The organism is Pseudidiomarina marina, assembly GCF_044807045.1.
GTDB classification, from domain to species: domain Bacteria; phylum Pseudomonadota; class Gammaproteobacteria; order Enterobacterales; family Alteromonadaceae; genus Pseudidiomarina; species Pseudidiomarina marina.
This window is the reverse complement of sequence record NZ_CP085233.1, coordinates 1,599,140-1,619,072: the sequence shown is the minus strand read 5'-3', so window position 1 is coordinate 1,619,072 and position 19,933 is coordinate 1,599,140. Positions and strand designations below refer to the sequence as shown.

Here is a 19,933-nt window from a genome sequence, read left to right as displayed (position 1 = left end):
CTGCCACTCAACTTTTTTTTATGCTGCATCGTTATTTTGTTTTAGCCATTGCTTTAGTCGCTGTATTGATTGGGGTTCAGGTACCAAATTTTATCACTCAATATCAGCAGCGATTGGATTCGCAGCTGACAGAAGCAATGGTGTATTACAAAGAGTATCAACAGATTGCCGATAAGTACTTAAACGGCGATATGAATGCACTGATTCAAATGCACGAAGAAAGCGATAACCCGGTCTTTAAAGATGAGGCTGTACCGATTCGTGAATTAATACGGCGTGTTGATTTGTACCGCCACGAACAGCAACAGTTACAACAAGGCTATTTGAAACAGCTTTGGTTTGTCGCGACTGAAGCAAACCGTGAAATGGTTGATAACACCTGGCGTGCATACAGCTTTAACGTACCTCTAACGCGTCAGGCAGTGTTTTCAGGCGTCATTGCCGCCCTACTCGCGGTATTCATATTCGATGGTTGTATCGGCGGTTGTAAGCTGGTTTATCGTCGCTGGCAACGTAAACGCCACCAGCCACAACGCCACGCTTAAATTTAGCGACGTTCGTCACTGTCCTTCACTTGATACTCGCCTTCGATAACTGAACTGTCTTGGCGGTTTTGTTGTTGCTCGCGTTGCTGTTGATAGTGGCGACGAGCTTGTTGTTGCGCTTGGCGAGTTGCCTTGGTGAATTGCCACATCTGTTTCATTTCACGACGTTTACGCCACATCAACGGTAGTAGCAAAATCCAACCGAATAGTAGCATTAGCAAACCCAGGCTTAGTCCAACCACTAACAACAAACCAAATAGTAGCCAACTGAGCACGACAATAAATGGATTCGCTCCGGGTTGCGGTTTGATTTTGTTCTGCCACTGTCGAATGTATATCAGCATTGTCTTTTCACTTCATTGTAAATGTATCGCGTTCTTTAAGACTATATTGGGATCAATTTGGTTCAGACAAGCGTCCGCGGCGATGATCTTGTAACAATTTAAGAACGATGCTGGTTAAATTCACAATATTAAACACCGTGCCCGACACGCTACCCACCATGATTGCATAAGCTAAACCTAGCAATTCAGCTAGCAAAAACCATTGCCGAATGCGGTGCGGATCATTGAGCACAATCGAGCCAACCGTAAAAATAATTGATGAAGTGTACGCCACCAATAGCGGCACTATCGGCGCATCGGTTGTTAGCTCCCAACCTAAAAATACGAAATTAACGAGGACAAAGCCCCACAGCACCAGAGGCCCGCGCCAACGTAGGGCAATAATATTCCGTACAACCGCAATGGCGGTGACAACGCACCCTGCAATTGCGCCTAACATAAAAAAATGCAATGACAGTGCGCCAAGAGCACAGGCGCTAACAATGCGATAACGATTTGCCGTACTTTGGCGGTAGGCAATAAAATTCGCAATCAGCGCAAATAATCCGAATAATTCAGCAATGGAAATCACAAATCACCATAAAAAAACGGTAATGAGATCAATCATCGTCTCATTACCGTTCACATTTAACGTCAGTTATTGGCGTTCGCTAGCGCTAGCGTCGCGAATACCACGGAATTCATTTCCTGGATACCAGTTTGGCCATTCATCGCTATTTGCCAACTCCTGCCCAACCCAGTAGTACAGCCATAAATCTTGCTGCACACCGCGCAAATCCCACTCAGGATCAAACTCATCCGCTGGTTTATGATAGGCGTCACGAACATAGTCCGCGCGTTTCTGTTTACCATACTCTTCACCAAACTCAATGTGGTCGTTACCGCCTTTCGCGTACAACATTGGTACACCGCGCTTCGCCAAGTTGAAATGATCTGAGCGATAAAATGAACCCGCTTCGGGTGTAGGCTCCGGAGCGATATAACGATCTTGCTCCGCAACGTACTTGGCAAGATATTCTTCCATTTCAGAATTACCATGGCCGACAACAACCATGTCGCGCATTGGACCATAAACGTTAAGTACGTCAGTGTTAATACCACCAACAGCTTTGCTCAACGGCAGCATTGGGTTATCTGCATACCAATCAGAGCCGAGCAAGCCTCGCTCTTCAGCAGTAACTAATACAAACACAATAGAACGCTCTGGTTGTGGCTGACTGGCGAAAAACTCTGCTAATGCCATAACCCCAGCAGTACCACTCGCATTATCCTGTGCACCATTATAAATACCGTCATCAGGATTAATCGGGTCAACCCCCATATGGTCCCAATGCGCCATATAAATTACGTGTTCTTCAGGTTTTGATTTGCCTTCAATATAACCAATTAAATTCGGCGAGTTGAGGTAATCAAACTTAGTGGCCACACGAATCGACATGCCCGTGTCTAACGTTACCGGTTTAAAATCAGGTTGTTGAGCGGCCTCGCGCATTTCTTGGTAACTACTGCCAAGGCGCGCAAATAAGGTGTCTGCGCTTTCCTCAGTAATCCAACCTTCAATAGCCACGCGATCCATATTTTTATTCTCGCGAGCTAAATCGAAACGCATCGGTGAGCCCCCGGCTATAACACCCCAGCCATAGCCCGCAGGCCCTGTTTCGTGGATAACAATAGCGCCAGCAGCACCCTGCCGAGCCGCTTCTTCAAACTTGTATGTCCAGCGACCATAATAAGTCATCGCCTTGCCATTAAACACTTCAGGATCTTGCGTATCGAAACCAGGATCATTTACGAGCATGACCACGGTTTTGCCTTCAACATTGAGACCTTCATAATCGTTCCAGCCAAATTCTGGCGCCACAATACCGTAACCGACGAACACCATCTCACTGTTATCGAGTTCAATGTCTTCTTGCACACGCGGGCTCCAAGCCATCATTTCTGTGCGGTACTCAAACGAATCGAGGTCATCTGCACTAAAACTCATTGCTGAAACTTGGGTTGGCAACATACGTACTAAAGGAACTTGTTGTTGATAATTATTGTGTTCCGAGTCGTAAGGCTTTAAACCCCATTCACGAAATTTTCCCTCAACAAATGCAACTGTTTTCTTTTCGCCTTCAGAGGCTGGTGCACGCCCTTCAAACTCGTCAGAGCTTAAAGTTTCTAAGTAACTGGTGTAGTTCTCGTTAAAACTATATGGATCTACACTTGCGTGAGGTTGTTCGCCTGTACTGCTCTGCTCAGCCGGACTGCATGCAGCGAGCATCAATCCGACGGCAGCAAGTACCGAGAGGTGTTTCATTTTATAATTCTCCTTATTCACACTGTTTGAATTTGCGCCCTAAACCAATATTAAAGCGTTCAAAATAACCTTTATTTAGTTCAACAGCACCATAATACGGGACGCCAGGTCGATAGGCTGGACAACGATTGGGATCAATACTCGGGCAAGGTTCCATGGTAATGATGGATACAATTTTCATATCGCTGTCTAAATAGGCAATATCGAGTGGTATCAAAGTGTTATACATCCAAAAGCCTGCGGTCGCGGGCCGCTCGGAGGTATATTTGAACCACATACCGGCATGTTCGGCGAGTGATTCACGCCCCATTAAACCACGCGCTCGCGACTCGAACGTGTCGGCTATTTCTACCTGAATACGATGCGGGTGCTCATCGATACATAATTCGACCGTATCAGCCGCCATCCCTGATAGCGGCAGCAGCAATGCGCCTAGCATTATCGCTTTCATAAAATACCCTGTACTTGGTTTAAATTGCCTTTAGTATCGCTTGAATAGCCCCAGAAAAAAAGGCAAAAAAAAGCCCCCAATGAAGGAGGCTCAACGGGAGAGATTAAAAGCTCAATCTCAATTACTCAATGGTAACGGTCGTAACGGTTTCACCTGCTTCCACAGTAACGTTTTGTGCACCGATGAACACAATATCATCATCGGCTTCAGGGTCATCTGTGGTGTTACAAGTCCAAGCTGCGGTGTAGTCACCCGCCGCGACAAATCCGATTTCGAAGTTATATGCCGCCGCACCGTCAAATAGAACCGACGTTGCTGCATAAGCTTCGGTTTCTTCTGTGCCGCCAAAATCTGCCATACTTTCGAGCGTGACATCAGCGCCTGGATATAAATAAACAGCGGCAACTGGCTCACTGGTATCCGCCGGGGCGACAGTACAGTCGTTCTCAATTAATAACGCTTCAGCAAGCGTTCCTTCAATGTGACCAACTTCCATATTATCAACTAAACGCACGCCACGTGGTTTTAAGAAATAGCCAGCTTGACCGACCGGATTCACCAACGCTTGACGTAAATCGAACTCGATTGTGTACGCCACGTTGCTACCGGCGTCGAGCGTAAAGCTATCGAACTTCAATTCATTCGACGGCACTGACAGTGGGATGCGCTCTTCACCGACAAGTACGTATGAGCCTTCGGCCATTTCTAAACGTAATTGACCATAGGTACCGGCTGGCACCTCAACCCCAGACAACAAATCCTCTGATTCCGAACCGGTAAACTCGAGTAAGTTAATACCGCGAGTATTCGGAATAACATTACCATCCGCATCCAAACAGGCATCATTGGCTTCAATCGTGTTGGTGTCTTCGCCAATCGTAAATGTTTGTGAGCCTTGCAGATTGCCCACTAGCTCAACACTGTGAAAGCAAGCCCATACCTCATCCGCTGCATCCACTGGCGCATCACTCACGCCCAAACTAAACATCGCGGTGTTCGAGTCATTCGAATCAGAACCACACGCAGAAAGTAAGGCAGACGTCGTAATGACGGCCGCCAAGGTTGTTAACTTACGATTCAGTAACATAAAACACCTCTTGTGCTATGAAAGTTGCAGTATTTATAGCAAAGGTATCTCACTGTAACTAACTATTTACCCACCTTTTACGTTGCTGAAATTAAGTGAATATTCGCACCTAAACACAGCATTTAGCTAAGCCGAAACATTGATTGTGTATGCATTAGCGCTTAAAGTAGCGCAGATTATGACAACAACATGAAGCTAACATGAACCAGCATTACGTTCAGGTAACACCAGTTGATCCGACCCCACATGCGATTGCGCAATTGCAATGCGTGACCGCTATTGGTGGTGGGCATGGGCTGGGGCGAGTACTCAAGACGTTATCTTTTCTTGAACGTCGATTGATCGGCATCGTCGCGACCACAGATGATGGTGGTGCCAGCGGTTTGTTACGCCGTCATCATGAGTGTATCGCATGGGGAGACATTCGAAACTGTTTGTCACAACTCGCTCAGCATCCACTTGCCGCCGACGTATTAAACTACCGATTTAGCTCAGATCACGAGTTAAAAGGTCATAATTTGGGGAATTTAATTCTATATACTCTCGATCAAATTAGTGCGCGCCCCCTCGACGGCATTCAATTATTAAGTCGCTTATTGAATATTAATACACGCTTATTGCCAATGTCAGAAATGCCGGTTGATTTGGTGGCATCGACCTATGACGGCCTCGAATGCTTTGGCGAACTTCATGTTGATGGATTGCTGCGGATGCCGAAAAAACTCAGCTTGTCACACCCAGTAACACCAACCCCCGAAGCGCTTGCGCATATTCGTCGAAGCGATTTAATCATTCTCGGCCCTGGGAGTTTTCTGACTTCGGTTATGCCGCCGTTGCTGGTGGACGAATTTGCGCAAACTATCGCAGATAGTAAAGCACCTGTCATATTTGTTGATAATCTAGCTGCTGAACATAGCCCTGCGGGTGAGTTATCGCTGAGTGAACGGTTGCAGTGGATGACCGATCAACTTGGATTTAATCTGGTTGATGCGGTTATCACCAATAACCCCGATAAGCAGCTTCAAGTACCGGTTTTTGATCATGTCAGCGCCGCTCAAGAAGCCCCCCAGCGACACGAGCCAAGTTCATTATTAGCGGCATTAAATGCCGCAGTCACTCACTTTTGTTGAGGAATAACCATGCGTTTTAAAAAACTTTTAGCGGTATCTTGCATTGCCGCGGCGTTACAGTTGACGACCACTGCTAACGCACAAGAGCTCGGTTTGGATGTAAATTATGATCCGGCGGTACCAACTCTTGACGAATTGCTCGGCTATCCGGCTGGATCTCGCATCAGTAGCCCTGATGCTATTCAAAGTTATTTTGAACAAATCGCCGAGAAATACCCAAGTCAGGTCAAACTGATTAATTACGGCAAAACGTGGGAAGGTCGCGATTTATTTTTCGTCGTGCTTTCAAGTGCCAAGAACATGCAAGGCTTTGAACAGTACCAACAAGGTATTCAGAAACTCAGCAATGCAAATAAAACAAGTGCTTCAGAAGCACAGCAATTGATTAAGTCACTACCAGCCAGTGTTTGGCTCTCTTATGGCGTACACGGAAATGAAATTTCTTCGCCTGAAGCGGCCATGCTAACGGCGTATCATTTATTGGCAGCTACCGATACCAAGACCAAAAGCTACCTTGATAACACCTTGGTGTTTATTGACCCAATGCAAAACCCTGATGGTCGCGCACGCTTTGTTGCGCGCTATTACATGACCACCGGTATTCAACATAGTGCCGACCGTAACTCTGCTGAGCATAATGAGCCTTGGCCAAGCGGTCGTTCAAACCACTATCTATTCGACTTGAACCGCGATTGGTTAGCTTTAACGCAACCGGAAATTGCTGGTCAGGTTGATGCCCTGCTCGAAAATATGCCATTGGTATTTGTTGACTTGCACGAAATGGGCGGTGATACCAGTTATTACTTCACACCAGAAGCTGATCCATATAATCCGCTAATCACCCCAAAACAGCGTGAAACGCTTTGGGCAATTGGCGAAAACAATGGTCGTTGGTTCGATGAGCGCGGCTATGATTACTTTACCCGCGAAATTTTTGATGCGTTCTATCCAGGTTACGGCGCCAGTTGGCCGCTTTACCATGGTTCTATTTCGATGACCTATGAAATGGCATCAGCCCGTGGTCACGTATTCCGTACCAAAGATGGCGAGATTCTTACCTACGGTGACGGTGTTCAACGTCACTTCGTAGCCTCAATGTCGACGATTGAAAGTGTTTCACAACAGCGTGAGAAACTACTTGCTAACTTCTGGAACTACCGCAAACAAGGCATTGAAATTGGTAAGGACAGCAAACAACGTACCTACCTGTTCTCCGGCAAAGATGATGCTGCTGCAGCGCAAAAGTTAGCGGGCTTATTAACCCGTCACGGCGTGGAAGTACAGCAAGCACAAGAAAGTTTTAGTGTATGTGGCGTCAACTATCCAGCTGGCAGTTTCTGGGTCGATTCATCGCAGCCCGCACATTACATGGTGCGTACCATGCTGGATAAAAGCATCGCTATGGACGACGACTTTTTAGAAGAACAAGAACGTCGTCGTGCCAATAACTTACCGGACGAAATCTACGACGTCACCGCATGGTCATTACCATTGATGTTCAACGTGGATTATCAAACCTGTAACCGCGTACCAAATGCGGATAGCCAAGTTGCCTCACGTGACTTAATTAAGCCTGGTAAAGTCGTCAATAAAGACGCTAAAGTTGCATTCATTGTGCCTTGGGGTGACATGAACGCAGGTCGCTTCCTCACCACTGCGGTGCAAGCTGGTTATACGGTTAAGCGTGCAGATATGGCATTTAAGCACAAGAATGGCACCACCTATCCAGCGGGTAGTTTAATTTTGACAACCGCGGAGAACCCAGATATTCACGCCGCAGTAGAACACCTCGCTGAAGCAACTGGTGCAACCGTTTATGGTGTTGATAGCAGTTGGGTAACCGAAGGACCAAGCTTCGGTTCAAATAACACCAAACGTATCCATGCACCGAACGTTTTAATGCTATGGGATGAACCAGTATCGAGCCTAAACGCTGGCCATACACGTTTTGTTCTTGAGCAACAGTTTGGCTATCCAGTAACGGCAATGCGTGCAGAAAACATGGCGCGTGCCGACTTATCACATTATCAAGTGCTGATTATTCCTGCGGTATACGGCAATCTTGCCAACAGCTTAGGCGATGCTGGCAAAGCCAATCTTACCAATTGGGTCGAGCGCGGCGGCGTGTTGATTACCTTAGGTAATTCAACTCAGTGGGCGGTTGATTCCGAATTACTAAGTAGCGCGTTAGAACGAGTTATTACTGACGATCCAAAAGGTCACGGTAAAGAAAAGCGCGTTGACGGCATGGTTCTTGAATCAAAAGCGCAATTGATGCACTACATTACGCCTGATTCGGCCGATCCTTACTGGACCTCAGGTGTTCTAACGAACCTCGATGTCGATCAAGAGCATTGGTTAAGCGCTGGCGTCAAACCAAACTTAGTCAGCATCACCGTCGGTAACCAAATTTACCGTCCGCTGAGTATTGAAAATGGTCGCAACATTGTCAGTTATTCTGAAGATGTATTAGCAAGCGGTTACTTGTGGGCTGAGAACCAAAAGCAATTGCAATATAAGCCGTATTTGATGTGGCAACCGCGTCAGAAAGGTATGGTGATTAGCTTTACCCAAGAGCCGACTTACCGTGCTTATCTTGATGGTTTGAATGTGTTGTTATTAAACGCGATTTTCGGTGGTGCCGCGCACGCGACACCACTACGTTAATTAAGCGTTTTTATCGGCGCCAATGCGCGATGCAACGGCGCCGCGTTGATCTTTATATTTTGCGTCTTTACGACTACTGTAAGGGCGCAAACAATCTTCCTCGAGCAACTCAAAACTTAGCGCACCAATTTTCATCAATGGTCTTAGCGCTAGCGGTAACTTTCCGCTATTAAAGAATTCAAGCACCACCTGCCCTGACCAACCTGGGTCAATTCGATGTGCAGTTACGTGTACCATTAAACCCAAGCGCGCTAATGACGAGCGACCGTCGAGCCAACCCACCATATTCGCCGGCAGCGTTACCGATTCGTGAGTTACCGCTAATGCAAATTCGCCTGGATGAATAAAGAATGCTTGATCGGGCGTTAACACAATCGCCTCACTCATCACTGACTTGATTGCTCGGTCTATTTCGTCGCGCGGTCCACTAATATCAATAAATGGTGCGGCATGGTCTTGTAACACTCGAAATTCGTTACCTAAATGAATATCAACCGTCACGCCGCTGATATCTTCAGGCACTGGGCGCGGATCAAGCACAATGCGGCCATCATCTAGATATTGCTCAATTTGTCCATCAGTTAAACGCATCCGAAGAAAGTCCTCATCATTATTATTGTGTGCGACCTGGCTTGGTCTGGGCTTGCTGATAAAGCTCTGCAGCGAGCTGCGCAGCACTGTCCTTCATCATTAAGCTAAGTTCGTGCTCAGGTTGTTCGGCAACTAACGGCTTGCCTTCGTCCAATCCCGAGCGTATCCGAGCATCAAGCGGCCACTGGCCCAACAGCGGTACTTGCTCGCGTTGCGCCACTTTTGCGCCACCTTCGGTTCCAAAGATAGCATCGCGATGACCGCATTGGCTACACTGGTAATAACTCATATTTTCAATCAAACCGGTAATCGGCACGCCAACTTTGCGAAACATTGTAATGCCCTTTTCGGCATCTGCTAATGCCACGGTTTGCGGCGTTGTCACAATCACGGCACCGGTGATTGGTAATTTCTGCGCAAAGGTGAGCTGGATATCGCCGGTACCCGGCGGCATATCCACAATCAAGTAGTCTAATCTTGGCCACTTGGTATCGCGAAATAACTGCTGTAACGCGGCACTAGCCATTGGACCACGCCAAATTGCGGCATCTTTAGTATCGGTTAAATAACCAAGTGAACTCACCCAAATACCATGCCGCTGATGCGGGATCATTTTTTGTTGGGCGTTAATCTCGAGTTTTTCTTCTTGGCCACCGAGCATGGTTGGTAACGATGGACCATACACATCAGCATCTAAGATACCAACGTTTGCACCAAGTTGGTGCAATGCCAGCGCCAATTGAACACTAACAGAGGATTTACCAACACCGCCTTTACCTGATGATACGACAATCACATTGCCAAAAGTCATCGGTAATTCTGGTTGTGAATTCGGTAACTTGGCAATATTCCGTTTTAACGTCCACTTGAACTGCCCTAATTCTGAATGCTGTTTGAGCGGCTCGAGAATTCGCTCATCCGCGGCAAATGGTACGGTTAACAGTGCATTTTGTCCGTCAATTGTCACCCAGTTTTCGGGAATGGTACGCGACCAATGAGGAAGGTTGACTTGTGCGAGCATCTGACTAAGTTGCGGTTGGGATGATGCGGTTCCATGACTCTTTGATTTTTTAAAACGACCAAACATTTAGTTCTCCCACAACTGGCATGAACCCGCATGATACGGTGAGTTCGGCTGGATTGCCAGCGCTGATTCAGGTACACTTCTAGCCTTTCAGTAACGCAGAATTAATGGAAACATTCATGCCGACAGCTACTCGCAAAATTCTGGTCACCAACGCATTGCCTTATGCTAATGGGCCTATCCACATTGGGCACATGTTGGGCTACATCCAAGCCGACATTTGGGTTCGTTTTCAAAAACTCCGTGGTCACGAATGCCACTATGTTTGTGCTGATGACGCACACGGTACCCCGATTATGCTAAAAGCTCAGCAACTTGGTATTGAGCCAGAGCAGATGATTGCGGAAATGAACGCGGCACACCAAGCAGATTTTGCAGACTTTCATGTGGCGTTTGATCATTATCATTCAACGCACAGTGACGAGAACCGTGAACTTGCCGAACTAATTTACACGCGTTTACGTGACAATGGTTACATTAAAACAAAAACCATTGAGCAACTTTATGATCCGCAGAAGCAAATGTTTTTGCCCGATCGTTTTGTTAAAGGTGACTGTCCAAAATGTGGTGCCACCGATCAATACGGTGATAACTGCGACGTTTGTGGCGCAACCTACGCGCCAACAGAGTTAAAAAATCCGAAGTCGGCAGTATCAGGCGCAACACCTGAGTTACGTCAGTCTGAACACTACTTCTTCGATTTACCTGCCTTTGAGAACATGCTCAAAGAATGGACCCGCTCAGGTTCACTCCAAGACGAAATGGCAAATAAGCTCAACGAGTGGTTCGAGTCAGGCCTACAGATGTGGGACATCAGTCGCGATGCGCCCTACTTTGGTTTTGAGATTCCAGATGCGCCGGGCAAGTATTTTTACGTTTGGCTTGACGCACCAATTGGCTACATGGGTAGTTTCAAACATTATTGTAATACCACAGGCAAAGCTGATTTTCACACGTACTGGCAAGTTGGCAGCGATGCTGAGCTTTATCACTTTATTGGTAAAGATATTATCTATTTCCACAGCCTGTTTTGGCCATCCATGCTCAAAGGTGCAAATTTCCGTCAACCAACGAACGTCTGGGCGCACGGTTTTATTACCGTAAACGGCACGAAAATGTCGAAGTCCAAGGGCACCTTCGTCATGGCGCGTACCTATTTAGATCATTTAGATCCGGATTACCTGCGTTATTACTTCGCGGCGAAGCTGACTAATCGGATTGACGATTTAGATTTGAATCTCACCGACTTTGCCCAACGCGTGAACGCTGACTTAGTTGGTAAAGTCGTCAACATCGCGAGCCGTTGTGCTGGTTTTATTAGTAAAAAATTCGACGGTAAACTGGCCGCAACCATCAGCGATACTAGCCTGCTGGATGAATTCCAAGCAGCGGCTGAAAGCATCGCTCAAGCGTATGAGAAACGCGAATTTTCTAAAGCAATGCGCGATATTATGACGCTGGCTGATAAAGCAAACTTCTACATTGCTGAAAAAGAGCCATGGCAATTAATTAAAGACCCAGCCAAAGCAGACGAAGTACACGAAATTTGCTCTATCGGAATTAATTTGTTCCGCTTATTAATGATTTACTTAACACCGGTGGTGCCAGCGCTGGCGGAGCGAGTTCAAGCATTCTTAAACGACGAATTTAACTGGGACAGCCATCAGGTGATTTTAAAAGATCACGCAATTAGCCCTTTCAAAGCCCTATTACAACGTATTGAAATGGAAAAAGTTGAAGCCATGATTGAAGATTCAAAAGCACAAAACGAAGCGGCTGCCGCTGCGCCAACTAGCAATGGCGAGTTAGAACGCGATCCGATTAGTGCAGAAATTAACTACGATGATTTCGCTAAGGTTGATTTGCGTGTTGCCCTTATCGCCAACGCAGAACACGTGGAAGGCGCTGATAAACTGCTGAAGTTAACGCTCGATTTAGGTGGCGAAACACGCCAAGTATTTGCGGGTATTAAGTCGGCTTATGCACCTGAAAAGCTCATCGGTCAGCACACCGTTATGGTAGCTAACTTAGCGCCACGCAAAATGCGCTTTGGTATGTCAGAGGGCATGGTATTAGCTGCGGGCCCTGGTGGCGAAGAGTTGTTTATTCTTAACCCGCATGATGGTGCGAAACCTGGGATGCGTGTGAAATAATGGTGGCGACTATTCACCTGCTTGCAGGCAAAGAAAAATCATTGCGTCGTTTACACCCTTGGGTATTCAGCGGCGCCATCGCCCGAGTGAAGGGCAACCCTGCGGCAGGTGAAACTGTCTCGATACACAGCGCCGACGGCGACTGGCTGGGTTATGCAGCATGGTCACCCCAGTCACAAATCCGAGCTCGAGTTTGGAGTTTTCAACAAAACGACACCATTAATGCGGACTTTTTCAAACAACGCATTGCTGCGGCTAAAGCCCTTCGCGACGGCCTCAACATTCAAAGTAATGCGTACCGATTAGTTGCCGCCGAAGCAGACCAATTGCCGGGCATTACCATTGATAAATACGACAACTGGTTGGTATGTCAATTACTCAGCACCGGAGCTGACTACTGGCGTGACGCGATTGTCGCGGCGTTACGTGACCTTTTTCCAGTGTGCAGTATCTTTGAGCGTTCGGATGTTGATGTGCGCCAAAAGGAAGGTTTGCAACCGCTCGTGCAACTCTTGCATAGCGACAACGGCGAGCTACCACCGGCCACCTTATGGATTGAGGAACACGGCTTGCAACTCGGTGTCGATATTCAAGGTGGTCATAAAACCGGTTACTACCTCGACCAGCGTGATAGTCGCGCGGCCATTCAAAAGTATGCTGCCGGCAAACGCGTTCTTAATGCTTTTAGTTACACTGGTGGTTTTGGTCTCTACGCTGCAGCGGCTGGTGCCGCAGAAGTCGTCAACCTTGATGTATCAGCGCCGGCACTTGAACAAGCCGTACAAAATCATACGCGCAACCAGCTTTCAAATGACACGCTGACGAATTTGCAAGAAGATGTATTTGAAGCACTCCGTAAGTTTCATCAAAGTGGCGAACGATTCGATGTGATCGTTCTTGACCCGCCGAAATTCGTTGATAGCAAGGCTAACCTCATGCGTGCTTGTCGTGGCTATAAAGATATTAACCGTCTCGCCTGTATGATTTTGAAGCCCGGTGGCACCCTGTTCACATTCTCGTGCTCAGGATTGCTCTCTGGTGAGTTATTCCAGAAAGTTGTTGCCGATGCGGCGCTTGATGCGAAGCGCCCGATGCATATTATTGAACGACTGTTTCAGGGCGCCGATCACCCAGTACGAACCAACTTCCCTGAGTCATTGTACTTGAAGGGATTGGTACTTCGCGGTTGATTTCGCTAGAGTATGGTTAATTAAAAAATCAAAAGGTGAATGGCATGAGTACAACTATTTTTGACAAAATTATTGCCAAAGAAATACCCGCAGAAATTGTCTATGAGGACGAGCTGAGTCTTGCCTTTAAAGATATCAATCCGCAGGCACCGGTACACCTTTTGATCATTCCAAAGCGACGTATTGCTACAATCAACGATATTGAAGAAAACGATCGGGAATTAGTCGGCCACTTGTACATCGTTGCAGCCCGATTAGCGCAGCAATTTGGCTTTGCGAAAGACGGTTACCGCGTTGTCATGAACTGCAATGAGGATGGTGGTCAATCGGTTTACCACATTCACTTGCACTTACTTGCCGGTGTTACCATGGGCTGGCCGCCGTTTGCCAACAATCGTCCTAAGCAAGTTGGTTAATTGCGTATGGCGACTTTTAAAAAGCCAAGTGCTGAAGAGTTGAAACAACGTCTTACTGACATGCAGTATTACGTCACCCAAGAAGATGGTACTGAACCACCTTTTCAAAACGCCTATTGGAATGAAAAACGTCGTGGTATCTACGTTGATGTTGTCAGTGGTGAGCCACTCTATTCGTCAGCGGATAAATTTGATTCCAGTTGCGGTTGGCCAAGTTTTACAAAAACCATCGACGAGCAGGCTGTTACCGAGCACCAAGATTTGAAATTCGGTATGGTTCGTACTGAAATCCGCAGTGCTCATGCAGATTCTCACCTCGGCCATGTATTTGACGATGGTCCCTTGCCTCTCGGAACTCGCCATTGCGTCAATTCAGCAGCGGTTGAGTTTATTCCCCTTGAAGAAATGGAAGCGCGTGGTTACGGCGACTGGATTAAGTACGTTACCTGAGTACAGTACCTCGCTAGGTCATCTAGCCGCCGATTTAATCGCTGTTCTATCGGTTACCTGCTGCAATACCTTCACGACGCGGATCAGCACCGCCATATAAGGTGCCATCGCTAAGCAAGCTAATACCGTGCAAGCCGCTATTTAAATCTTGCACCGTCACTTCGTGACCACGCTGGCGCAATTCGTCAGCAAGTGTTTCAAGGGCGGTTCCTTTCTCTAAACTTGTTGCGCCATTTAAGTTTGTTACATGCGGCAAATCGATAGCAGCTTGCATATCAAGATTCCAATCTAATAAGGCAACCAACGTTTGTGCTACGTAATTTATGATACGTGCGCCACCAGGTGAGCCAACGGCATGTAATGGTGCACCGTCAGCATCAAATACCATCATCGGCGACATCGAGCTACGCGGCCGCTTGCCTGGTTCAACACGGTTAGCGACCGCCTCACCGTTAACCTCTGGCATGATTGAAAAGTCCGTTAATTGATTATTGAGCAAAAAGCCTGCGGCCATAACACCGGAGCCAAAGCCCATTTCAATGCTTGATGTCATCGAAAGTACGTTACCTTCGGCATCAACAATGCTGACATGAGTGGTATTCGGAAATTCGGGCGATTGATCGTCGGCATAACTATATTGCGTAAAAACACCCGCTTGTGCGCGTCCCATATCACTGTCTTGAATAAGACGTGCACGTTCGCTCAAATAACTTTTATTCAAGAGTTCAGTCACCGGTACATCCACGAAATCACTATCGGCGATATAACGATTACGATCAGCAAACGCTAAACGTGATGCCTGAGTAAAATGATGAATCGCTGTTTCAGAATTTACCGCCCACTCACTGACAGGGAAATTCTCCAAAATACCAAGTAGTTGCAATACAGTAATGCCACCCGAACTCGGCGGCCCCATGCCACAAACTTCGTAAACACGGTATTCGGCACACACCGGCTCACGGATAAGCGCCTGATAACTAGCTAAATCTTTTTGCTGTAACACGCCCGGATTTATCGGCGCGTGTTGTACTGCCGCGACAATGGCATCTGCAATTTCGCCATGATAAAAAGCATCCGCGCCTTGCTCAGCAATGAGACGCAGGGTACGAGCGTATTCTGGATTCTTTTTGATTGTTCCAGCCTGCAAAGCTTCACCATTTGGATAAAAATACTCTTTGCCAGGTGACATCCGCAGTAATCCTGGACTTAGTTCTAATTCAAGCAATTTTTCCAAACGCTCGCCAACTTCAAAGCCCTGCTCGGCTTTGTCGATCGTTTCAGAAAATAATTCAGACCACGCCAACTTGCCCCAACGCTGGTGCGCCAATTCGAGCCCTCGAAGAATGCCAGGTGTCCCTACTGAACGACCACCGGTTACTGCATCCATAAATTGCTTTGGCGGTTGCCCTTGAGCATCAAGGAACAGCTCTGGTGTCGCGGTCATCGGTGCCGTTTCGCGGGCATCAATGGTGTACAGTTGCTGTTCCTCTGCATCCCAATACAATATAAAACCACCGCCACCTAACCCTGACGATTGCGGCTCGGTGAGCGTTAGCATGGATTGCACTGCCACCGCCGCATCGACCGCAGTGCCGCCAGCAGAAAGAATAGCCTCACCCGCACGGGCAGCCGCTGGGGTAGCAGCCGCAACCATATGTTGCGTAGCCTGAACCCCCGACTTCTCAACAAAACCGGTCGTAGCTTCAGGATCTAAAGCCGTCGTTTTATCTGCTTTGGATGGTGAGACATCACTGCACGCTGAAATGACTAACGCAGCGAACAACATCAAATAGCGCATTGTTATTATCCTTGTTAAGCGAATTCTTGGCTGTTGAAGGTTTACAGCCACGCGAATAACCACTTATCATACGGGCTCAAGCAGATCAGAACAATCATAAAAAGGTCGCGTATGTCAGAGCGTATTCAGGTTATCATTGCCTCAGCAATTATTGCCGTAATTGCAATTTGGTTGCCGTTCTATCAAGCCGAAACAGGCTCATTACTCGACCAGTATGACTACTACGCTAATGTTATTTGGCAAGAGCCATGGCGTATTTTTACCGCCCACATCTTCCATCTTGACGCAACACACGCCGTCACAAACGCAATAGCTCTGGTACTCGTAACGCTCTTTTTTGCACACCACTTTAGCGTTCGCACTTGGTTCAACGCGGTAATTGTCATTACCGTCATTTGCATCGTAGTTGTGTGGCTAATTGGCACACCAGAGCGCTTTGTCGGCTTATCAGCGCTGATTCATGGTTTGCTGTTGACCAGCCTATTACTAGAATGGTCACAACAGAACTACGCTCGAACCGACTGGTTATCGCCACTAGCAATCGGCTTATTGGTATTGAAGGTTTTACTTGAAATTATCGGGGTTATGCACAGCGCTATCTTGCTTAGTGCTGGCGCAGACTATGGCTATATCCATTTAGCCGGACTGGTTGGCGGCGTAATCGCATGGCGTTTGCACCGAAAGCGTTTGGCCTCGATCACCTCAAAACCGAGACCACCCGCTAACAACGAATAACCAATAGCTAATATCTAATAGCTAATATCGCTTTTGCTTTTGCTGTTTAAAGCACTATCCGATCTTTATTCAGCTCAAGCATTCGCGGGCCAATACCCTTCACCTGCATCAACTGATTAATATCCGTGAACTGCCCAAGTTCCTCACGAAGCTTAACAATATCCTTTGCACGCTTAATCCCGACACCCGTTAGCGCATATGCCAACTGTTCTGCATCGGCGGTATTAATATTAATGCCTGCACTTTGGCTCGCAGCTTGGATAGGGGCAGCAATCGCAGTCGCCTGTAACGGCGAAAGCATCACCAAAGGTGCAACCATCGAAGTGAAAATCAGTGTTTTCCGTAACATAAACTCTCCTCAGTAACGTAGATTAAAAGCATCAATAGAGGCTTTAGCACGTGCACAATCATTTCATTGTGCACGTGAGAGAGTTTAAGAGGAATTTAAAGGCGGTGCTAAAAATTAAAACGGATTACGCTGTCAGAGAAGCCTGTATTTCAGTTAACGCAGCTAGCGGATCGGGTGCCTGGGTAATCGGACGACCAATAACTAACACTTCGATACCCAAGGCCGCAGCCTCTGGTGGCGTCATCACACGACGCTGATCACCCTGCTCGGAGCCGACAGGACGTATTCCTGGCGTTACTCGTATGAAGCCAGCACCACAAATTGATGCAATAGCCTCAGCTTCCCAGGCAGAGCAAACAACACCATCTAGCCCTGCAGCCTTAGTGAGCTTAGCGAGCTTCAATACGTGTTCAGCCGGAGGAACATTAATACCAACTTCCTGCAAGTCTTCAGCACTCATGCTGGTTAATACCGTTACCGCAATCACGTAGGGTCGGTTTGGCATATCTGCAACCGCATCGCGCGCGGCCTCTAGCATCCGCCGCCCACCACTCGCGTGCACATTCACCATCCACACGCCGAGTTCAGCTGCCGCGCGCACGGCTTTATTGACCGTATTGGGAATATCATGAAATTTCAAATCAAGAAAAACTTTAAATCCACGCTGAACAAGTTCTCTCACAAACTCCGGTCCAGCGCTAGTGAATAGCTCTTTGCCAACTTTCAATCCACATTGCTGCGGCGAAAGCTTATCAATCAATGGCCTCGCCGCTTCGGCATTGGCATAATCTAAGGCGACAAAAATTAACGATTGTTGACTCATTTATTCTCCATCTAGCCCAATAATGGGCTTAATTTCGCCCCATGTACGGCATGACGGACAATGCCAATACAGAGTACTTCCCGAAAAACCACAATGCCGACAGCGATACTTAGGCCGCTGTTGCATCTGTTGTTGCACCATACGTTGCAACATCTTTAAACTGTCGCGCGCTTTACCTACATCGGCAGCTCGAATATGAAAATCCATAAGCTTGTGAAAGCCTTTCATCGTTGGATTCTCTAACAGCGTGTTCTGCACAAACTGTTCAGCGGCTTCAATGCCATTCTCGCGCGCTATCATTTCCGACAGCATCACCGCAGCCGAAGTTGAATGGGCTGATTTGACACATTGATGTAAAAACTGGATAAGCCCGCCGAGGTCTTGCAGTTCGTCATAACAGGCTCTAATCAGTGGCAACGCCTCGCTAATAAATTCAGCGTCCTCATCAAGAATACCAACTAGCATTTTTTGCGCTTTACGATACAAGCCTTGGTTGTACCACATGCGCCCCAACGCCAACGCGGCACGAACACAATCCGGATCATGCTGACGCGCTTTTAAATAATATTTTTCGGCATGCTCGGTATCGTTTTGCCGCTCGGCAAGTTCACAATATAGTTGCGCGACAAGCAACTCAGCACTGCGATCATAACGCATCAATTTCAACGCAACTTTAATTGCCTTGTCCCACTCGTGCGTTGATTCATATAGCTCTAATAGATGGCGTTGGCAGGCCTCACGGAACTGCTTATCGCTTTGCAACGCCAATAGCATTTCTTCGGCACGATCATAAATACCAGCAGCTAAATAATCTAAACCAAGTTCGAACATTGCTTGGCGGCGATCTTGCTCACTGATAGTCGGCCGTGAGGTCAGGTTCTGATGAATTTTTATCGCTCGGTCGAGCTCACCACGACGTCGAAATAACTTACCTAAAGCCCAGTGAGTCTCTAAGGTATCGGAATCGACATCTAATAACTCGATAAACAAATCAACCGCTTTATCGGGTTGATCGGAGAGTAATAAATGAAGGCCGGTGACATATTGGCGTGAAAACTGCTCTTGTTCTTGCCGGTTCTCATTACGAACGCTATTACGCCCCATGAACCAACCATAGGCAGCAGCAACCGGAAGTAACAGAAACAGTAATTCTAACATTAAGCAGTGCTCTTAGAATTCACCAATTGTTTTTTGAGTTTACGAATGTCGCGTCGCAGCATCCATTGCGCACCTAGCATACTTAAAAGGCCAATAATAAAGCCTACGGCTAAGAATAACGCCGTTAACGTTGCCACACTAATTTGTTGTTGCGCGACGATAAAATCAACCGCAATAACCTGCTTATTCAACGCGCCAAAGGCGACGGCTATTAGGAACAAAACTATCAAAGGAAGGCTAACAAAAATGAATCGAATCATATTCTTTCCTGTCTCGCGCATATAAAAAAACGGCATGCTTACTATAGCATGCCGTTTTCGTTAACTCGACGTTAAATTATCCGATGTTATCGACCCGCTCTCGCAGTTCTTTACCCGGTTTAAAGTGCGGAACGTATTTCGCGTCTAATTGCACTTTTTCACCGGTTTTCGGATTTCGCCCTTCACGTGGGGCTCGATAATGCAGTGAAAAACTACCGAATCCACGTATCTCGATACGCCCACCAGAGGCCATATACTGTGCCATCTGCTCGATAAGTTCTTTAACCGCATCTTCAACCTGACGCGGAGATAGCTCTGGGTACAACTTCGTTAACTGGGAAATCAGTTCCGATTTTGTCATCACATGCTCCTCTACTAATGCGTCAATGCATCAAGC

20 protein-coding genes and 1 pseudogene are annotated in these 19,933 nt (G+C 47.1%); 8 read left to right on the top strand and 13 right to left on the bottom strand.

Annotated features, from left to right (window positions below):
- The first annotated feature begins 20 nt into the window (after positions 1-20).
- Complete coding sequence (locus LG272_RS07635) at positions 21-545, top strand: DUF2937 family protein (protein WP_404407735.1); 525 nt, start codon at positions 21-23, stop codon at positions 543-545.
- Between the two features lie 2 nt (positions 546-547).
- Here the strand turns inward: LG272_RS07635 and LG272_RS07630 are convergent, their stop codons facing one another.
- The 5 genes from LG272_RS07630 to LG272_RS07610 all read right to left on the bottom strand — a co-directional run bounded on the left by LG272_RS07630 (position 548) and on the right by LG272_RS07610 (position 4,732).
- Positions 548-889 carry a hypothetical protein gene (locus LG272_RS07630; RefSeq protein ID WP_126758755.1) on the bottom strand — a complete coding sequence of 114 codons (342 nt, stop codon included), beginning with the start codon at positions 887-889 and terminating at the stop codon, positions 548-550.
- A gap of 52 nt (positions 890-941) precedes the next feature.
- On the bottom strand, positions 942-1,460 hold the full coding sequence (locus tag LG272_RS07625) for a YgjV family protein (protein ID WP_126758754.1): 519 nt from the start codon (positions 1,458-1,460) through the stop codon (positions 942-944).
- 66 nt (positions 1,461-1,526) lie between these two features.
- The gene (locus LG272_RS07620) at positions 1,527-3,194 is read right to left on the bottom strand and encodes a M28 family metallopeptidase (RefSeq protein WP_404407733.1); all 1,668 of its coding nucleotides are present in this window, start codon (positions 3,192-3,194) and stop codon (positions 1,527-1,529) included.
- Positions 3,195-3,207: 13 nt separating this feature from the next.
- A complete protein-coding gene (locus tag LG272_RS07615; protein ID WP_126758752.1) occupies positions 3,208-3,645 on the bottom strand; it encodes a DUF192 domain-containing protein in 438 nt (145 codons plus the stop codon).
- 121 nt (positions 3,646-3,766) lie between these two features.
- Positions 3,767-4,732, bottom strand: coding sequence for a DUF4382 domain-containing protein (locus LG272_RS07610; RefSeq protein ID WP_241967934.1), 966 nt, complete (start codon positions 4,730-4,732; stop codon positions 3,767-3,769).
- A 200-nt stretch (positions 4,733-4,932) separates the two neighbouring features.
- Between LG272_RS07610 and yvcK the strand changes: the two genes are divergently transcribed.
- Both yvcK and LG272_RS07600 read left to right on the top strand, forming a co-directional pair.
- On the top strand, positions 4,933-5,862 hold the full coding sequence (gene yvcK, locus LG272_RS07605) for a uridine diphosphate-N-acetylglucosamine-binding protein YvcK (protein WP_404407730.1): 930 nt from the start codon (positions 4,933-4,935) through the stop codon (positions 5,860-5,862).
- Between the two features lie 9 nt (positions 5,863-5,871).
- On the top strand, positions 5,872-8,529 hold the full coding sequence (locus tag LG272_RS07600; RefSeq protein ID WP_404407728.1) for a M14 family metallopeptidase: 2,658 nt from the start codon (positions 5,872-5,874) through the stop codon (positions 8,527-8,529).
- On the opposite strand, the gene dcd is transcribed toward LG272_RS07600, so the two are convergent.
- Positions 8,530-9,120 (bottom strand): dCTP deaminase, encoded by a 591-nt coding sequence (gene dcd / locus LG272_RS07595; protein ID WP_126758749.1) that lies wholly within the window; start codon positions 9,118-9,120, stop codon positions 8,530-8,532.
- 22 nt (positions 9,121-9,142) lie between these two features.
- Positions 9,143-10,207: an iron-sulfur cluster carrier protein ApbC gene (apbC, locus tag LG272_RS07590; protein ID WP_404407725.1), complete on the bottom strand. Its 1,065-nt coding sequence runs from the start codon at positions 10,205-10,207 to the stop codon at positions 9,143-9,145.
- A 116-nt stretch (positions 10,208-10,323) separates the two neighbouring features.
- Between apbC and metG the strand changes: the two genes are divergently transcribed.
- From metG to msrB, 4 genes and pseudogenes are all read left to right on the top strand, one after another.
- Positions 10,324-12,357, top strand: coding sequence for a methionine--tRNA ligase (metG, locus tag LG272_RS07585; protein WP_404407723.1), 2,034 nt, complete (start codon positions 10,324-10,326; stop codon positions 12,355-12,357).
- Positions 12,357-13,547: a class I SAM-dependent rRNA methyltransferase gene (locus LG272_RS07580; protein ID WP_404407721.1), complete on the top strand. Its 1,191-nt coding sequence runs from the start codon at positions 12,357-12,359 to the stop codon at positions 13,545-13,547. Before metG ends, LG272_RS07580 begins: the two co-directional genes overlap by 1 nt.
- 44 nt (positions 13,548-13,591) lie before the next feature.
- Positions 13,592-13,963 carry a histidine triad nucleotide-binding protein gene (locus LG272_RS07575; RefSeq protein WP_156266254.1) on the top strand — a complete coding sequence of 124 codons (372 nt, stop codon included), beginning with the start codon at positions 13,592-13,594 and terminating at the stop codon, positions 13,961-13,963.
- An 18-nt stretch (positions 13,964-13,981) separates the two neighbouring features.
- Positions 13,982-14,413: pseudogene (gene msrB / locus LG272_RS07570) on the top strand (peptide-methionine (R)-S-oxide reductase MsrB); the annotation flags it as partial.
- 46 nt (positions 14,414-14,459) lie between these two features.
- Here msrB and ggt read toward each other — a convergent pair.
- On the bottom strand, positions 14,460-16,211 hold the full coding sequence (ggt, locus tag LG272_RS07565; RefSeq protein ID WP_404407718.1) for a gamma-glutamyltransferase: 1,752 nt from the start codon (positions 16,209-16,211) through the stop codon (positions 14,460-14,462).
- Between the two features lie 111 nt (positions 16,212-16,322).
- Here ggt and LG272_RS07560 point away from each other — a divergent pair, with 111 nt between their 5' ends.
- On the top strand, positions 16,323-16,946 hold the full coding sequence (locus LG272_RS07560; protein ID WP_404407716.1) for a rhomboid family intramembrane serine protease: 624 nt from the start codon (positions 16,323-16,325) through the stop codon (positions 16,944-16,946).
- 46 nt (positions 16,947-16,992) lie between these two features.
- On the opposite strand, the gene LG272_RS07555 is transcribed toward LG272_RS07560, so the two are convergent.
- The 5 genes from LG272_RS07555 to LG272_RS07535 form a co-directional block, all read right to left on the bottom strand.
- Positions 16,993-17,295 (bottom strand): helix-hairpin-helix domain-containing protein, encoded by a 303-nt coding sequence (locus LG272_RS07555; RefSeq protein ID WP_126758742.1) that lies wholly within the window; start codon positions 17,293-17,295, stop codon positions 16,993-16,995.
- Between the two features lie 124 nt (positions 17,296-17,419).
- Positions 17,420-18,118, bottom strand: a complete 699-nt coding sequence (gene pyrF / locus LG272_RS07550) for an orotidine-5'-phosphate decarboxylase (protein WP_404407713.1) — start codon at positions 18,116-18,118, stop codon at positions 17,420-17,422.
- Positions 18,119-19,276, bottom strand: coding sequence for a lipopolysaccharide assembly protein LapB (lapB, locus tag LG272_RS07545; RefSeq protein ID WP_404407711.1), 1,158 nt, complete (start codon positions 19,274-19,276; stop codon positions 18,119-18,121).
- Positions 19,276-19,536, bottom strand: coding sequence for a lipopolysaccharide assembly protein LapA domain-containing protein (locus tag LG272_RS07540; protein WP_157980796.1), 261 nt, complete (start codon positions 19,534-19,536; stop codon positions 19,276-19,278). The genes lapB and LG272_RS07540 overlap by 1 nt, the downstream gene beginning before the upstream one ends.
- Before the next feature lie 76 nt (positions 19,537-19,612).
- Entirely contained in the window at positions 19,613-19,897 is a 285-nt protein-coding gene (locus LG272_RS07535; protein ID WP_126758738.1) for an integration host factor subunit beta, read from the bottom strand.
- Positions 19,898-19,933: the final 36 nt, after the last annotated feature.

Coding starts and splice junctions, on each gene's coding strand:
- LG272_RS07635 (WP_404407735.1), top strand. CDS start 21: ATGCTGCATCGTTATTTTGTTTTAGCCATTGCTTTAGTCGCTGTATTG.
- LG272_RS07630 (WP_126758755.1), bottom strand. CDS start 889: ATGCTGATATACATTCGACAGTGGCAGAACAAAATCAAACCGCAACCC.
- LG272_RS07620 (WP_404407733.1), bottom strand. CDS start 3,194: ATGAAACACCTCTCGGTACTTGCTGCCGTCGGATTGATGCTCGCTGCA.
- LG272_RS07615 (WP_126758752.1), bottom strand. CDS start 3,645: ATGAAAGCGATAATGCTAGGCGCATTGCTGCTGCCGCTATCAGGGATG.
- LG272_RS07610 (WP_241967934.1), bottom strand. CDS start 4,732: ATGTTACTGAATCGTAAGTTAACAACCTTGGCGGCCGTCATTACGACG.
- yvcK (WP_404407730.1), top strand. CDS start 4,933: ATGAACCAGCATTACGTTCAGGTAACACCAGTTGATCCGACCCCACAT.
- LG272_RS07600 (WP_404407728.1), top strand. CDS start 5,872: ATGCGTTTTAAAAAACTTTTAGCGGTATCTTGCATTGCCGCGGCGTTA.
- dcd (WP_126758749.1), bottom strand. CDS start 9,120: ATGCGTTTAACTGATGGACAAATTGAGCAATATCTAGATGATGGCCGC.
- apbC (WP_404407725.1), bottom strand. CDS start 10,207: ATGTTTGGTCGTTTTAAAAAATCAAAGAGTCATGGAACCGCATCATCC.
- metG (WP_404407723.1), top strand. CDS start 10,324: ATGCCGACAGCTACTCGCAAAATTCTGGTCACCAACGCATTGCCTTAT.
- LG272_RS07580 (WP_404407721.1), top strand. CDS start 12,357: ATGGTGGCGACTATTCACCTGCTTGCAGGCAAAGAAAAATCATTGCGT.
- LG272_RS07575 (WP_156266254.1), top strand. CDS start 13,592: ATGAGTACAACTATTTTTGACAAAATTATTGCCAAAGAAATACCCGCA.
- ggt (WP_404407718.1), bottom strand. CDS start 16,211: ATGCGCTATTTGATGTTGTTCGCTGCGTTAGTCATTTCAGCGTGCAGT.
- LG272_RS07560 (WP_404407716.1), top strand. CDS start 16,323: ATGTCAGAGCGTATTCAGGTTATCATTGCCTCAGCAATTATTGCCGTA.
- LG272_RS07555 (WP_126758742.1), bottom strand. CDS start 17,295: ATGTTACGGAAAACACTGATTTTCACTTCGATGGTTGCACCTTTGGTG.
- pyrF (WP_404407713.1), bottom strand. CDS start 18,118: ATGAGTCAACAATCGTTAATTTTTGTCGCCTTAGATTATGCCAATGCC.
- lapB (WP_404407711.1), bottom strand. CDS start 19,276: ATGTTAGAATTACTGTTTCTGTTACTTCCGGTTGCTGCTGCCTATGGT.
- LG272_RS07540 (WP_157980796.1), bottom strand. CDS start 19,536: ATGATTCGATTCATTTTTGTTAGCCTTCCTTTGATAGTTTTGTTCCTA.
- LG272_RS07535 (WP_126758738.1), bottom strand. CDS start 19,897: ATGACAAAATCGGAACTGATTTCCCAGTTAACGAAGTTGTACCCAGAG.